The sequence below is a fragment of the Pseudomonas sp. nanlin1 genome (assembly GCF_045571515.1).
GTDB lineage: Bacteria > Pseudomonadota > Gammaproteobacteria > Pseudomonadales > Pseudomonadaceae > Aquipseudomonas.
On sequence record NZ_CP124218.1, the window covers coordinates 1286828 to 1302007 of the forward strand.

Consider the following 15180-nt stretch of genomic DNA (forward strand, 5'->3'; position numbering starts at 1 on the left):
CGGCACGCAGCGTACTCAACGCCATCCAGCCCAGTAAAAGCACACCCAGCGCCAGCACCGACAACAGCCCGAGACGTTTCCAGTTCAGACCTGATACGTTGTCCGGCGACATCGGGATCAGCTTGATCTGGGTGTTTTCGGCCACGGCGGTGCCCAGGCTGCTCATCTTCTGCGCGCTGTAGTCGGGGATCAGCGTGGCAAGGGGCAGGTTGGCCGGTTTTGCTGCAGGGTTACCAATGGCTAGGGTAAACGGGCCGTCGCCACGGGCGAGGAAGACCACCTGAGGCGCGCGCAATGCGAAGCGCAAAGTTGGCGCTGAAGCGCCTAATCCGCCACCGCGCTCATCGAGTTCAAGTTTCACCTGGCGCACGATGGTGCCGTGGGTATCGACTTCATTCTGGACTAACTCCTTACCGTCTTGCGTCAGCCGGTAAAGCAGACCATGGCCGATCGCTTGCCAGGGTGCCTTGCTGTCCGTTCGGCCGTACACGCGGCCGGGGGCGATGCTGTTGGTCTGAGCCATGTCCACTTGCACGCGCTCGACAGGCAGGCCGGTCGGCAATTGCCAGATGTAGCTGCCTGGCTTTTCAAGGCTCCCGACCACTGGCTGCGACCAGGCAAGCGGCAACGCGGGGGCGTCATTGGCGACTGTCATAATTTGCGCTGACGTCAGCATCGGCGCGTGGGTGGTCGAGCTCCATAGCAGCCGCAGATAGCGTGCGGTGCGACCGGGCAGGGTGACGTCGCGCTGTTCAACCGTTTGATCGTCGAATGACAGCCGCGCCACCTGGCTCACGCCCCATGAGCTCCAGTTCTGTAAATCGTCGCTGGCTTCGATGCTGAAACGCTGAAAGCCGTCTTGAGCGCTATCCCAGTCGAGAATCAGTTTTTCCACAGGCCGCTTGATGGTGCTCATGTCCAGCAACCAGCCGCGCAAGACTTGCTCATCGGTGCCAGCGCCATCCTGCGGCGCAACCTCCACCAGCGTGCCGCTGGCGCTGCGCTCAACCTTGATCCTGGGCGATCTGTCGAGTTCGTTGGCACTGTTGTAAAGAGGGAACCACTTCACGTGCGTCGGCGTTGGCGCCGGCTGCGCCTGAACCGCCGTGTCGGTGATGGCATACGCTTGAGCCTGGCCCTGGGCGTTGAAAATGCGCAAATCGGCAAGCTCCCGCTGGCGCGAATTGAGCTGCACATTCATGGGCAGTTCAAGGCGGTACCAGGGGCCGTCACCGTTAAGTTGCAAGGGTGTCTGGCTGGCGAAATCCGCCAGGTTTTCATCAGCGCTGGCCAGTGTAGAGCCAAGCAATGCAACGCCACACAGGGCTAACCGGAACAGCTGCATACCACGCAAAAGTGTGCTCCTCATAGCGATGGATCCGGCTTGCCGGTCAGTGAATCAACTTTTTGTGTCGGGGTTTTTTTGGGCGGGAGAGGGGCGAAGTAACCCACCACCAATAGCAGGATGCCGACTCCAACGAAGGAGATGACCCGCGCCATGCCGCCCCGGTCGCTCAGCTCGACCAGGAACAGCTTGGCGACCACCACCCCGATCAGCACAGCCCCGGTAATCCATACGCCACGCTGCCTGCGAAGATGGCCGCCGATCATCAAAGCCAGTGCGGTCAGGGTCCAGACGATGGAAAGCGCCGCCTGCAGGAGCGAAGGATCAATGGGGCTGCGCAACACCATGCCGGTGATCAGGGCGAACAACGAGGCGCCACCCACGATGATCGCCAGCCGCTCGGCTTGCCGAGCCCCAAGGCCGAGTTGCGGCAGGTTATTGCGGATCCAGTTGACGATACCCATCAGCGCGAATAACAGGCCCAGTTCCAGAGGGTTGAGCACTGGCACATAGGGCAGAGGGTCGGCGTCGCCGTGGCTGTAGTAGTTCATCAACCAGAACCATCCGAGCAACCACAGGACAACAGGTACGGCCGCCCAAATGCGATAGACCTTCGGGTACCCGGCAACCGGCCAAGGCCAGGGTCGGTTCGCGGCCATGGAAATCAGATAAAAGCTGGGTATCAGTGAGCCTGCTAGAGAATTCCACGCACTGTAAATGGCATTGGAGTTGACCAGAATGTCTGCGCCGTAGGCCAGCTCGATGCTCAATAGCACGATGTATAGCCAGACCCCCAGCATGTGGGCTGCCGCCAGCATCCGGCTGGGCAGTAAGTCAGCCAGGCGACGCAATGAGAATATGTGCACGATCAGCAGTGCGGTCCAGCCCACCCACGCCCAGTTGGCGAACAGGTGGCGGTAGTCGGCCATGCAAACTAGCAGCAGGCCCCCGCCAGCCGGTATCAGCGCCAGGCATAGCGCGGCCAGCCCAGGCCAGCGCCAATGTGTCGCCAGCCATGTCCACAGACCCACGCTGATCGCCAGCGACAGCAGTAACGACGATGCCAGCAGGGCGTGAGGCAACAGATGCATGTGCGCGATAAGTAATGACACCCCCCACCAGGCACCGCCCCAGCCGAGCAACATCGCGCACAGTGCTTTTTCGTTTATGTATCGCAGAGTTTTGATGCGGTGGACCTGCAGCGCGCTGAACAAGCCGGCTAGGGCAATGACCATTGGCGTCCAGAAATCTCCCCCTGTTGTCGAGGGGAAATACCAGGTAGTCATCTCTCCGACAAATGCCACACCGGCAGCTATTTGCAATAACACACCGAAGCCGCGCGCCAGCAGTCGTTGCTGGCGCATGCCCAGCCAGAAAATCGCTGCGCCTTCGATGGCCCAGGCGTTGGTGGTCCATTTCGCGTCCAGCCCCAGCGCGATAGCGAAGGTGGCAAACACAATGCCGAGTGCCAGGCAGGTTTCTACCAGCAGCAAGGCACGCCCCGGTGCCCGGCCAGAAAGCAGGCGGGCGATGCCCATGTAAAGCACGCCCAACGCCAGGGCGCTGAACGCCGAGGCGAATTCGCGATCGGCGGTCAGTGCATATTGCAAACCGAAGCCCACCAGCGGGGTGCCAAACAGTAGTGTGCCGTCAACGTAATCACCCTGACGGCGGGACCATTGCAGCATCGCTTCGCGGCTGGTGTCCGTGGGGGCGTCGCTGAGCTCCTGGAGTTTGCGTCGGGCAAATAGAAGGCCGATGGCCAGATACATCAGAAAGAACAGAATCAGAAACGGTTCAACGCTCCAGAACAGATCCGGTGTGTACGAGCGCAATCCCCATGCCATGCCAACCCCGAACGTGGCAAAAAAACCTATCAGGTTCAGCAGACGCCAGGTCTTGAACCAGGCGATGGCAAACACCCCGACATTGAGCAGAGCAAAGTAGCTGAACAGCGTGACATGACTGCCCTGGCCCGTGGAGGACAGAATCGGCGCGGCAAAACCGCCCAGGGTTGCCGCACACGCCAGCGCCAGCGAGTTCTGGGTAATGGCGAGCATGGCGGAGAACAGCATCACGCCAATCAACAGTGCAAAGCCCAACGTCGGGTCCAGCAACTCGTGTACGCGAATGGCGCCACTCACTGTCAGGTACAGCACGCCGACGCCGGTGCCTTGCATCATCAGCGCGAAGGTTGGGTTGCGGCGGCGCAACCACCAGCCCAGCCCGAGTAATGCGATTGCGCTGCCAGCAACCCCCGCGTAGCGGGCTTCAATCGGGACCACGACGCCTTCGGTGGCGTAGCGCAATAAAAAGGCCAGGCCCATAAAGAGCACCACCGCCCCCATGCGAAGCACAGTGTTACCGCCCAATAGCCAGTTCTGCGCCGCTTGCAACGCGGCGCTTACGACCTTCGGCATGGCGGGCTTTGACGTAGCACGGCGGGCGCTCGGCTGGCTGGTACCAGGCGACGCTGCAGGCTTTACCGAGTCGTTCCAGGGCTGGGCAATGGACGTAGGGTCAGCAAGCGGTACGGACGCGGCAGTTGGCGCTGTTGAGCCCGTTGCCTGTGTCGGCGTCGACTCCAGCAGCAAGATACGCGCTAACAGACGCTCTATCTGCTGCTGCGCTTGCGCCAACTGTTGGCTTTGTCGTGCCGACTCCAGGCGCAGGGTTGTTACACGCCGATTGAGCCAAACGCCGAAGGCGAACAATAGCAAAGGCGCGCCAATGACCCAGATATAGGCCGGGTTATCATTGAGAAACTCGGCTATCCCCAGACCTATTTCCACAACAAGATATAACACTCAACAACATCCTTTTCGGTCAGGAACAAAGACGCAGTGATTGCTCACTATTGCGCGTCAGTGCAGGGGGGAGACGGGCAACGAATCTGCCAGTGGTCGCCTGAATGTTATGAGTAATCCTTAAGTTCGAAACCTGCACTTATTTTCAATAAATTAAAGTGTTTCTGGCGCTTAAAAAATAGTACACATGTACTATTTCGCCCTGCGCTACTGGGCCCGTATAAAGTCTTAGTATCCTGTTCTTCACTAAATGGAATTTGAATGCAAACTTCACTGCGGGCTCTGCCTCCACGGCCTGTGAGCATTATGGGTTCCGGGCATGCGCTGCCGGACAGGATAGTCACCAGCATTGCCCTCGATCATCGGCTGGGGCTGGCGGCGGGGAGCGTCGAGCAGATCAGCGGGGTTGTGCACAGACATGTCGCGTCCAGCATCGACACGGCCGCGAGCCTGGGCGCGAGTGCCGCGCGAAATGCCCTGGCGGCGGCCGGTATCGAGCTGGAGCAGATCGACTTGATCGCCTGTGCCAGTGGCACTATGGATCAAGGCATGCCGTGCAACGCCGCGTTGTTGCAACGTGAATTGGGCATGGGTCACTCCGGCATCCCGGCCATGGACATCAATGCCAGTTGCCTGGGGTTTATTGCTGCCCTCGACACCTTGTCATGGCCCCTGGTTGCTGGCCGCTACCGGCGTATTTTGCTGGTCTGTTCCGACATCGCCTCCTGTGGGCTGGATTGGCAGCAAGTGGAAGTCAGCGGCATATTTGGCGACGGCGCAGCCGCTGTTGTTCTGTGCGCGAGCGAAGGTGGGGCGAAGATCCTCGCTTCGAACCTGAAGACCTTTGCCGAGGGCGCTCATTTATGCCAGATCCCGGCCGGTGGATCGCGCTTTCATCCGCGTCGTATTAAGATCCCGTTCGAACCTCTGACCAGTTTTTCCATGCAGGGCAAAGGCGTATTCCGTCTTGCCGCCAAGCACCTGCCCACGTTGATGAATGATCTGCTGGATCAGGCCGGGCTGACTCAAGGGCAGATCGACTGGGTGATCCCCCATCAAGCCAGCCAGCAAGCGATGCAGCATGCGGCCAGGCGTATGGGCTTTGCCCCGGAGCAAGTCATCGACGTTTTTGCTCACCACGGCAATCAGGTGGCCGCCTCACTGCCAACAGCCCTGGACATTGCGATTCGCGACCAGCGCATTCAGCGCGGGCAGCTTCTGATGTTGATCGGCACCGGTGCAGGGTTATCGATCGGCGGCATGATCCTGGAGTATTGATGAAAATTCTGGTGACCGGCGGCACCGGTTTCATTGGTCGGCATATCGTCTGGCGACTTGCCTCCCAAGGTTGTGAAGTACTGTTCAGCGGACGCAACGCCGCGGCCGCGGCCGATGTCATTCGGCATAGCCCAGGGGCGGCTCAATGGCTTGCCTTGGAGCACGGTTCTGCAACGGCGGCCAATGCGCTGATTGAGGCGACGCGAGGCTGCGCGGCGATTGTCCATTGCGCAGCGTTGTCCGCGCCTTGGGGAACAGCAGAAGCGTTTGCGCAGGCCAACCTGGTGGCCACCGACGAAGTGCTGGAGGCCTGCCGCGTCAATCAGGTCAAGCGCCTTGTGCACCTCTCGACACCCAGCCTGTACTTTGCCTTTCAGGATCGAATCGATATCCATGAAAGCGAACCGTTGCCCGTCCCCGTCAATGAATACGCCCGCACCAAAGGGCTGGCCGAAATGAAGATTCAGGCGGCGGGCCTCGCCGAGGCGGTCATTTTGCGTCCGCGCGCGGTATTCGGCCCGTGGGACGCTACTTTGTTACCGCGCCTGTTGCGGGTCATGCAGCGCGGGCACATCCCGCTGATGCGCGGCGGCAGGGCCCAACTGGACCTGACCTGTGTCGATAACCTTGTCCACGCGGTGGAGTTGAGCCTCAATCAAGCCTTGCCACGTCCCGTCTGTACCTACAACGTGAGCAACGGTACGCCCCTGGCTGTGCAAGATCTGCTGCACTGCATCGCCGAACGATTTCAGCTGACCTTGCGCACCCGACGATTGCCATGGCGGTTGGTGGACGCCATGGCGCTGGCGTTGGAAACCAGCGCTCGACTGCGTCACAGCGGCGAACCTTTACTGACTCGCTATGGCGCTGGGGTCCTTGCCTTCAGCCAAACTCTTAACCTGGACGCGATACGTAATGAGCTGGGTTATCGCACGGTGATCACTCAGGAGCAGGGTATTGACCAGCACGCCCAATGGTGGCTCGCGCAACAGGGCTTGAAACAGTGACTCGCCCAGTCAGCCTCAACATACTGCGCGCCGGTTGGTGCCGACACCTGGCGTGCATGGCTGATCGCAGTGCCCGCTGGGCGCCGACGCAATTTCCTTCACTGTGCGGTTTGATTCGCCATCCCGATGTCGGCTGGATCCTGTACGACACGGGTTACGCCGAACACTTCTTCAAGGCCACCCAAACCTTGCCAGAGCGTTTGTACCGCACCGCCGTGCCGGTGCAATTGCCGATACAGGAGCAACTGGTCGCTCAACTGAATAACTTCGGCATTCAGCCGGAGGATATCCGCACCGTCATCATTTCGCATTTTCACGGTGACCATATCGCCGGGTTACGCGATTTCAATCAGGCTTCATTCATCGCGCTCGATGCTGACCGTGAGCACATTGAAAACCTGCGCAACTCGCGCTGGCGGGCCACCCTTGGCGGGCATTTGCCGGGCTTGCTGCCGGATGATTTCGCCGATCGCCTGATCCTCGCCGATCATTGCCGGCCGGCGACATTGCCTGCGTGGATGGCCCCGTTCACCCAAGGCCTGGACCTATTGGGCGATGGCAGCCTGATCGGCGTGCCGCTGCCGGGCCACAGCCATGGCCAACTGGGGTTGTTCATTGCTGATGCCCAAGGGCGCCCGGCGTTTCTGGTGGCCGACGCCTGCTGGTCAGTACCCGCTTGCCGCGCGGAGCGGCTGCCCGCGGCGCCCGCGTTGTGGTTTGCCGGTCACGATGCCAGGCAGTACAAACAGACCTATGCCAGCCTCGGCACGCTGATCCGCCGAGAGCCCGCCGTGGCGGTATTGCCTTCGCACTGCACGCACGCCTGGGAGGCGTTCAGTAATGCGCAATGAACGCTGGATCGGCAAGCTGCGCAGCGCTTTGAGCTTTCTCAACAGTCGCTACCGTTTGCGCTTCACGCGCAGAGAGCAATTGGAAGCGTGGCAGGCTCGACAGCTGCAGTTTTTTCTGAAAAACGTGGTGCCGGCCGCCGAGCGCTTCAAAGACCATCACTTCAGCCGGCTGGCGGACTTTCCGCTGATGGACAAAGCGACAATGATGAATGACTTTGCGGCGTTCAACACTCGCGGTCTTGGTCTGGATCAGGTTTTGCCCGTCGCGCGGCAAGCCGAGGAATCTCGCGATTTCAGCCCTACGCTGGGCGATATAACCGTAGGGCTTTCAAGCGGCACGTCCGGTAGCCAGGGTGTGTTTTTGGTCAGCACCCTGGAGCGCCAGCGTTGGGCAGGGATTCTTTTGGCGCGGACGTTGCCGGGGCGCTTGCTCCGGCGTTTGCTGTGCTTCTGGCAGGCGCCGCTGCGAATCGCGTTTTTCCTGCGGGCTAATAGCCGTTTGTACACCACATTGAGCAGTCGCCGTATCGACTTCGCATTTCACGACCTGACCCTCGGGCTCGAGGCGTCACTTGAACGGCTGCAAGCGCAGAATCCCGATGTGCTGGTGGCCCCGGCGACGGTGTTGCGGGGGCTGGCTGAAGCCTCATTGAACGGGCGTCTGGCGATACGTCCCACGCATATTCTGTCGGTGGCCGAGGTGCTTGAAAGCACGGATGCAGAGGCCGTGCTCAAAGCCTTCGGGGTTATGCCGCAGCAGATTTATCAGGCCAGCGAAGGCTTTCTTGGTTACACCTGCGAGCAGGGGACCTTGCATCTCAATGAAAGCCATCTGCACATTGAGCCGCAGTGGCTCGATAACGAACACACCCGTTTCCAGCCCATCATTACCGATTTCTCCCGGCGTACACAGATGATCGTGCGGTATCGCCTCAACGACGTGCTGCGGGTCAGCGCCGCTCCCTGCGCTTGCGGGCGGGTCGAGCGAGCAATCGCTGCCATCGAAGGGCGTGCCGACGACGTCCTCTGGTTGCCTGATGCGACGGGGCGCCAGTTGCGCGCGCTGTATCCAGATGTCGTACGCCGAGCCTTGCTGATGCACGGCGCAACACTGCAAGAATATGAGATCCACCAGACGCTTCTTAACTGGCAGATCAATGTGCAGGCCCGCGGCGATCATGATGCTCTGTGCCGGGCCATCCGCGCCAGCCTTCAACAGCTCTGTGCCGGGCAGGGCGTGCGTGCGCCGGTGTTCAGCTTCGGTCATTGGCAAGCACCGCCCACCCACGTCAAACGCCGACGCATGAAGCTTGTGCAAATGCCTGAGGGGCTGCCGTGCGTGTACTGATTCTGGGGGCTCGGGCACCGGCGTGTCTGGAGTGGGCGAGGGCCTTCAACCAGGCGGGCTGGAGCGTGAGCGTGGGGGACTCGCTGGGGCAGCCGCTGAGCCGGTTCAGCCGTTCAGTGCAGCACTTCGTTCGTTTACCTGAGCCCCGACTCGACCCGGCCGGCTGGATCGAGACCTTGGCCAGCGTGATCAAGGCGCATCGCATCGACGTTTTACTGCCCACCTGCGAAGAAGTGTTTTATCTGGCCCATGGTCTGGAGCGCCTCAGGCCATTGTGCAGAGTGCTGACCAGTGATTTTGCGCTGTTGCACCGACTGCATCACAAGGGGCAGTTTGCGGCCATGACCCAGGGCTGGGCATTGTCGACGCCGCAAACCCGCCTGCTGACGGATCACCAGGGCGTGCAGGCGCTAAGCACCGAGGCTGCGCAATGGGTGTTCAAACCGGCTTACTCGCGTTTCGCTTCGCAGACTCTGATCCGGCCCGACGCGAGCCTGTTGGGCCAGGTTCGGCCCAGTATCGAGGCGCCCTGGGTTGCGCAGCGCTTTATCCAGGGGCGGGAGTTTTGCAGCTTCAGCGTCTTGATCGCGGGCCAGTTGCGCGCGCACAGCGTTTATCAGCCGCGCTATCGAGTGGGCCGGGGTTCGGGGATCTATTTCGCCCCTGCGAGGCCGGAACCTGTGCGTTTATTCCTGGAGCAGTTCGGCCGTGAAACGGGTTACACCGGGCAGGTCGGCTTTGACTTCATCGAAGATCACGCTGGCCATTTCCATGTGCTGGAGTGCAACCCCCGGGCCACCAGCGGCGTGCATCTGTTCGACAATCAGCGCCAGGCACTGGTGAGCAGCCTTGGCGACGCATCCGCCAGCATGCTCGAACCCACCCAGGAACCGCGAATGATCGCACTGGCTATGCTGTTACTGGCTGCGCCTGCACGCGTGGTGAGCAGGGCGTTCTGGCGTGATTACCGCATGGCCCGCGACGTGGTCGTTCAGCAAGGCGATGTCCTGCCGCTGGCGGCGCAATGGCTGAGCCTGGGGGAAATCCTCTATCGCGCTGCTTCCCGGCGCTGCGGATTGCTGGCCGCATCCACCGCGGACATCGAGTGGAACGGGCAAGCGTTAGGGGACCCGCCGCAATGAAATTATTGTTCCAGGAGCAACTCCTTCAGGAGCCAGTGACTGCCAACGACAGCCCCGCCCGACAATACGTGCGGGGTTGGGCCGAGGCAGGGCTGATCGCCAATGTCAGCACGCGGATGGCGCTGCTCGATACCGGGACGCAGCAGCTGGCGGTGAGCATCAACGACGGGCATGACCCTGAAGACAACTGCTATGTGGTGTCGCCCCGTACCGCCTACAGCGGCTACGCCCGCGAAGAGCTCAAGCGCCTCGGCCGCCCGTGGCTGACCCGGCCGCTGAGTGCACTGACCCAAGGCGTCGACGCTTTGTTGAGTGCGGCAAAGGTCGACAAGCTGGTCCAGGTCAACAACTGGCTGCTGTCCACCAACCTGTATCCCGCTGACTGGGATCTGCACGAGCTGCCGCAGATCAGCGCTTTTTTGCAACGTCTGTTTCCTGACCATGCCCTGTGTTTTCGCTCGATCAATGAGTTCAGCAACTGGGAGCTGAAACAGCGTTTGCGAGCGCTGGGTTTTCTCAGTGTTCCTAGCCGACAGGTCTATCTTTTCGATGGTCGGAGCGGGCCGGATGCAGCGTTTTTGCGACATCACAACACCCGGCTCGACCGCACATTGTTGCGGCGTAGCCCCTATGAAGTGGTGCCTGGTGCTGCCCTGAGCGACAGTGATTTTTTACGGGTGGAACAGCTTTATAACCTGCTGTATCTGGACAAGTATTGCCGACTCAACCCGCATTACAGCGCCCGCTGGATACAGCGTGGTCAGCGCGAAGGCTGGCTGCAGATACGTGTGCTGCGCAACCGGGTGGATGGCCGTATCGACGGTGTGCTGGGCTGGTTCGGCAATGACTCGACCCTCAGCACTCCGATTGTGGGATACGACACCGCGTTGCCCCAAAAAACCGGGTTGTACCGGCAACTGACCTGTCTGTGCCTGCTTGAAGCCGTCGAACGGCGCACGGTGCTGAATTTCAGCTCTGGCGCCTCCGGCTTCAAACGCTTACGCGGCGGCCAGCCACAGATCGAATACAGTCTTATCAAGGTCGCTCATTTGCCTGGGCGGCGCCGCTGGATATGGCGCTTGCTCAGCGTTCTGCTGTATGGAATAGGTGTGCCCCTCATGAGAAAACTCAAACTGTGAATCGTCTTGCTCAATGGTGGCCGGTCGCACTGAGCCATGAACTGAAAAAAGCGCCGCTGGCGTGTCAGGTTCACGATATGCCGGTCGTGCTGTTTCGCGACGCCGATGGGCGTGCGGCGGCATTACCCGATCGCTGTCCGCATCGTTTTGCGCCATTGAGTCAGGGCCGGGTTCACGATGGCCATATCGAGTGCCCTTATCACGGTTGGCGGTTTGCAGCGGACGGTCGCTGCACTCGAGTTCCCGGCACGGAACACACCCCCACCAGCAAAGCACTGCTCAACAGCCTGGCGTGCTGCGAAGCCCATGGCCTGGTGTGGGTGTGCCCGAACGACCAGCGACCGCTTGATTTGCCGGTTGCCCCAGCCGAGCAGAGGCAGAAACTCGATACGTTCTGGATGACTGATCAAGTGCAGTGCTCATTGCAAGACGCTGCGGAGAATTTTCTGGATGGGTTTCATACCCATTTTGTTCATGCCGGCTGGATCCGGCACGACCAGCAGCGTCAACGCATCACGGCCAGGGTTCGCCCGCTCGATGACGGTATCGAGGCGATTTATAGCGGGGAGGGTAGGCAGTCCGGGCTTATCTCCCGCTTGTTCGAGGGCCAGCGGGGCGCGAGCATGGGCCGTTTTCGCCTGCCGGGTCTTGCGGAAATCGAGTACCGCGACGTCAACGATCATCTCAACCTGCTGGTCAGCGCCTGGATGACGCCCTGTGCCGAAGGGCACTTGCGGATTTTCGCGCGAGTGGCGACGACGCGAGGCAAAACGCCGGCCATGCTCAAACGTGCGGTATTGCGGCAAGCGTTCAAGGTCATCCTGCGCCAGGATCGCCAGATTCTTCAGCAGGTCAGCGCCAATAGGCGACGTTTCCAGCACCACCCGACCACGCCGCTGGATGGCCCACAGGACTTGCTCGGCCCCGGCATCAGGCATTTGCTTGAGCAGGGGCAACCACTGGTTTTCGACGAGCGCACGGTTAATATCTCGCTCTAAATAAACCAGGCCTTCAGGCAATCCTGTTCTATTCAGGCCTTGAGCTGTAGCCGAAAAAACTTACTGCCGACTCTGTGAATCCTGGCGGTTGATTGAATCGTTGGCGTCCTTCTGATAACGCGGCGCGAAGTGAGGTAGCAGTAACCGTGCCCAAGCGGAGACGATTTTGCTGGTCTCCTGCGGGCAGCGTGTAGCTCTCGATTTCGGTAGCAGCCCTTGCTCGACAATTGACGCGTATTCCTGAGGATTACGACCGTAAACCATGCAGAGCAGGTTGTAGTAACGCTGTTCATTCAACGAGTGCTCATCCGAGAACGCGTCTTTGTGCGTATTGCCATTTTGCAGTGATGCATTGTTTCTGAACCAGGTAGCCGCCATCGCCAGTACGCGAGTCAGCTGTTCAGGTGTCTCATCACGGTTGACGTGAAACAGAATCATGGTCGCCGCCATTTGATCGACTGCGTCTTCTTCACGCCCTGTGGAGGGCAGGTTGAGCAAGTCGATAAACGCATGGCCGGTTTCATGTAGCAGAATAAAACGCAGGTTGGACTTCACGTAATCAGTCGGGAAATCCGGGTCGTTGTTCACATTCAGTTCATCGGCCTGGTGCAGCAGGTGGTCGACCATCTCATAGCAGAGGAACACGGCAGAGTCTTTAGGGCTGTAGAACGCATTCACCATCCCGCACTCCATGGCCACGTAGTGCAGAGGGCGGGGCATTATGAACATGCCGTCCATGGCATCAATTTCTACATTACCGACCAGCAGGTCGGCCTTGCGGGTAAAACGGTAGGCCTGTTCCAGTCTGGCATCACGCGGAGCCTGATAGGTATAGGAAAAGCGTGTGCCCTTGCCATCCGAGACATCGGTTTTTCGCGTGTTCTGCGCAGCGGTTTGCTGTGGCGGGGGTTGTTGTTGTTGTTGTTGTTGTTGCACGGGTTGCTGTGCCGGTGGTGACGTAACTGCGTTATTTGCCGGCGGGTTGCCGCTGGTTCCATTATTTGCAGCCTGGGCCAGCCCGACAAGGTAGGAGTAGTCAGGCTCTGTGTTCTGGCGAGGGGGGTCGAAGGGCTCAAAGGTGTTTGAAATCAATACCGAGATCGGCTGCATCTCTGCGTCGCGGCTGCCGCTCCAGACCAGGTCATAACCACGGACTTCACCACCACGCTGTTCATAGCGGCTGTAGTATTTGCCGGTGCCGCGATCACCCGAGATGATGAATAAACTGCCTTTTCTGAACGAGTAAGTGACGGTGGATTTAGCGTTGCCGGTCAGATCGTTGTACAGCGTGTCGATGGCGTCGGGTTTGACGTTGTCGATACGTAATAGCTGGATCGAAACACTTCGATCCTCAGAATCGATATTGACGAAGTTCGGTTCCGGCTGGGTGGTCCTGGTCAGCAACTTTGCCGGGTAGGCCAATGTCACGCCGGATTTGGGTTCGGTGATAGTGGTCCAGCCATACGTCTTGCGGTTATTCAGCGCCATACCACCCAGATGCATGGCGAGGTCGGCATTGAGCATTCCGGTGCCAGGTTGCTTGTATCGCTGCTGTACACTGGCAATGGCGTCCCGGGTGCCTTTGCCAAACTGGCCATCAATCCAGCCGTTGTAAAAACCGCCCCAAATCAAACCTTCCTGAATCAGCTTTCGTTCATCGAAGTTGAGCGAGCCTTCTGTGTTGTCGGCATTCTGGGTGGCGTAAGGGTTCGCGGGTGCTGCGACACCTGCGAACACGCTTGCAGGCTGCCCAGCGAGCGTGGCGACCGCCGTAATGAACGCCACATGCAACAGGCGATTTTTCCAGCTCGTGGAGGTGCGGCTTGCTACAGTCCCTGTCGTCAATGGAATAGCCCCTGATGTGCGCTCGCCAGATAAAGTAAGTTCGTCATCGTTTCATTTCAGTTGTCAGGTACCGCGTCATAGCCTTCCAGTGCGTAGCCACTGATGCTCGTGCCCGTCAGATGGGCGTCATCGCACCGGTAACTGCGTTTTTCATAACTGTAGGAAGTCCGTATCTGATTGATATCGTGTATAAGCTGCCGGAATTGCCAGCCTTCCTCGACTTCGTAAGTCAGGTGTTTGTCATCGATGGCGATCACGCCGTCTGAGTAGATCAACGTCTGCCTCGATCCGTCGTCAGCGGGTAGCGGATGTGGGTCGGCTTTGTGCTGGTCGGTTCGCCAGGTCGTCTCGAGGAAAGCACGGCAGGCGCTGGCGCTGGGCAACATGCGGTCTTCGATCGTACTGGGTGGCAGCTGCCCACTGGCATGCGCGCAAACGGCCACTCCCAGAAGTACTAGTGACAGCATTAAGCCGGGCAAAGCTTTACCAGGTGTTGTTGCCCTGACGGATGCATTAGCCATACTTCGTGGTGATCCCTGATTGCTACACAGTCGACGCTTTTTAATGTCAGCTGCGCAGCCACGCTATCGGCAGAAACTGCAGAAGTTGGTTATTAATTATTTACGGGAAAACCGAAAGATGCCAATAGCACATCCGTACTATAGGCAGGCGCGCTTGAGTGAATATTATTATTGTGGTGACGCTCTATCGGGCGTTTTGCAGAAACACCACATACCCCAAAAAACCCTGGCTACGCTCCAGATAAGCCGGTGCGCTCCATTCGCCACCCTGAATCAGCCCCACTTTGAAAGGCAGCCCCAGGCGACTCAGGCGTGGTAGATAGGCTTTGTAATCCGGGATGCTGTGCCTGCCCTGATAGGTTTGAACCACCACCTCATCAATCACGCCCTGGAGCTGGCCGATGACCGAAGCGTCGGCGTTACTGCTCCAGTCCAGCAGGCCGGTAATGCTCAGCCGATAGTTGTCCGGAAGGCGACGACGCAGATCGCGCAAGAATTCCACATACTCGTCGAGGTAGCGCGTTCGGGCGTCAAAGTCGATCTGGATGCCTACAACCTGGTTCCCGGCCTGCTGCCATCGATTGAGCTGCCCGAGCAACTGCGTGTAGACAACGTCCGGCCAGCGCAGGGTATGTGCACGATAAACAATCCAGAGCCGTTCTTGAGGCAGCCTGGCTACTGCCATGCCCTGGGCGACCAAATTCACGCGTCGATGGCGCTCACTGCGTGTACTGCTGATTTGTCCCTGCAGCACATACAGCGTCTTGGCCTTGGCGAGCACCTCTTGCGATGACACTCCTGCCCAGAGCCAGAACGCATCGTATTCATCGGCCTTGACGGCGGCGGATGCCGTAGCAACAGGCAGCAAGCTGACCAGGGTCAGCCACAATAGCGAGCGC

The 15180-nt window shown here is 59.5% G+C and carries 11 protein-coding genes and 1 pseudogene; 7 read left to right on the forward strand and 5 right to left on the reverse strand.

Annotation, left to right across the window (positions count from 1 at the left end; genetic code table 11):
• Nucleotide 1 precedes the first annotated feature (1 nt).
• Both QCL65_RS05970 and QCL65_RS05975 read right to left on the reverse strand, forming a co-directional pair.
• A pseudogene (locus QCL65_RS05970) lies at nucleotides 2-1369 on the reverse strand (DUF3999 domain-containing protein); the annotation flags it as partial.
• Nucleotides 1366-4152 (reverse strand): DUF2339 domain-containing protein, encoded by a 2787-nt coding sequence (locus QCL65_RS05975; protein ID WP_407315371.1) that lies wholly within the window; start codon nucleotides 4150-4152, stop codon nucleotides 1366-1368. The pseudogene QCL65_RS05970 and the gene QCL65_RS05975, both read right to left, overlap by 4 nt.
• A 261-nt stretch (nucleotides 4153-4413) precedes the next feature.
• Between QCL65_RS05975 and QCL65_RS05980 the strand changes: the two genes are divergently transcribed.
• The 7 genes from QCL65_RS05980 to QCL65_RS06010 are packed head-to-tail and all read left to right on the forward strand — an operon-like array spanning nucleotide 4414 to nucleotide 11915.
• A complete protein-coding gene (locus QCL65_RS05980; protein ID WP_407315372.1) occupies nucleotides 4414-5430 on the forward strand; it encodes a 3-oxoacyl-[acyl-carrier-protein] synthase III C-terminal domain-containing protein in 1017 nt (338 codons plus the stop codon).
• Nucleotides 5430-6437 carry an NAD-dependent epimerase/dehydratase family protein gene (locus QCL65_RS05985; RefSeq protein ID WP_407315373.1) on the forward strand — a complete coding sequence of 336 codons (1008 nt, stop codon included), beginning with the start codon at nucleotides 5430-5432 and terminating at the stop codon, nucleotides 6435-6437. The genes QCL65_RS05980 and QCL65_RS05985 overlap by 1 nt, the downstream gene beginning before the upstream one ends.
• The gene (locus QCL65_RS05990) at nucleotides 6434-7288 is read left to right on the forward strand and encodes an MBL fold metallo-hydrolase (protein WP_407315374.1); all 855 of its coding nucleotides are present in this window, start codon (nucleotides 6434-6436) and stop codon (nucleotides 7286-7288) included. Before QCL65_RS05985 ends, QCL65_RS05990 begins: the two co-directional genes overlap by 4 nt.
• Nucleotides 7278-8636 carry a F390 synthetase-related protein gene (locus QCL65_RS05995; protein ID WP_407315375.1) on the forward strand — a complete coding sequence of 453 codons (1359 nt, stop codon included), beginning with the start codon at nucleotides 7278-7280 and terminating at the stop codon, nucleotides 8634-8636. The genes QCL65_RS05990 and QCL65_RS05995 overlap by 11 nt, the downstream gene beginning before the upstream one ends.
• The gene (locus QCL65_RS06000; protein ID WP_407315376.1) at nucleotides 8624-9778 is read left to right on the forward strand and encodes an ATP-grasp domain-containing protein; all 1155 of its coding nucleotides are present in this window, start codon (nucleotides 8624-8626) and stop codon (nucleotides 9776-9778) included. The genes QCL65_RS05995 and QCL65_RS06000 overlap by 13 nt, the downstream gene beginning before the upstream one ends.
• Nucleotides 9775-10917, forward strand: coding sequence for a hypothetical protein (locus tag QCL65_RS06005; protein WP_407315377.1), 1143 nt, complete (start codon nucleotides 9775-9777; stop codon nucleotides 10915-10917). Before QCL65_RS06000 ends, QCL65_RS06005 begins: the two co-directional genes overlap by 4 nt.
• On the forward strand, nucleotides 10914-11915 hold the full coding sequence (locus QCL65_RS06010; RefSeq protein WP_407315378.1) for a Rieske 2Fe-2S domain-containing protein: 1002 nt from the start codon (nucleotides 10914-10916) through the stop codon (nucleotides 11913-11915). The genes QCL65_RS06005 and QCL65_RS06010 overlap by 4 nt, the downstream gene beginning before the upstream one ends.
• 60 nt (nucleotides 11916-11975) lie before the next feature.
• On the opposite strand, the gene QCL65_RS06015 is transcribed toward QCL65_RS06010, so the two are convergent.
• The 3 genes from QCL65_RS06015 to QCL65_RS06025 all read right to left on the reverse strand — a co-directional run bounded on the left by QCL65_RS06015 (nucleotide 11976) and on the right by QCL65_RS06025 (nucleotide 15170).
• The gene (locus QCL65_RS06015; protein ID WP_407315379.1) at nucleotides 11976-13760 is read right to left on the reverse strand and encodes a DUF4344 domain-containing metallopeptidase; all 1785 of its coding nucleotides are present in this window, start codon (nucleotides 13758-13760) and stop codon (nucleotides 11976-11978) included.
• A 56-nt stretch (nucleotides 13761-13816) separates the two neighbouring features.
• On the reverse strand, nucleotides 13817-14203 hold the full coding sequence (locus QCL65_RS06020) for a hypothetical protein (RefSeq protein ID WP_407315380.1): 387 nt from the start codon (nucleotides 14201-14203) through the stop codon (nucleotides 13817-13819).
• Between the two features lie 262 nt (nucleotides 14204-14465).
• Nucleotides 14466-15170, reverse strand: coding sequence for a DUF3142 domain-containing protein (locus QCL65_RS06025; RefSeq protein ID WP_407315381.1), 705 nt, complete (start codon nucleotides 15168-15170; stop codon nucleotides 14466-14468).
• Nucleotides 15171-15180: the final 10 nt, after the last annotated feature.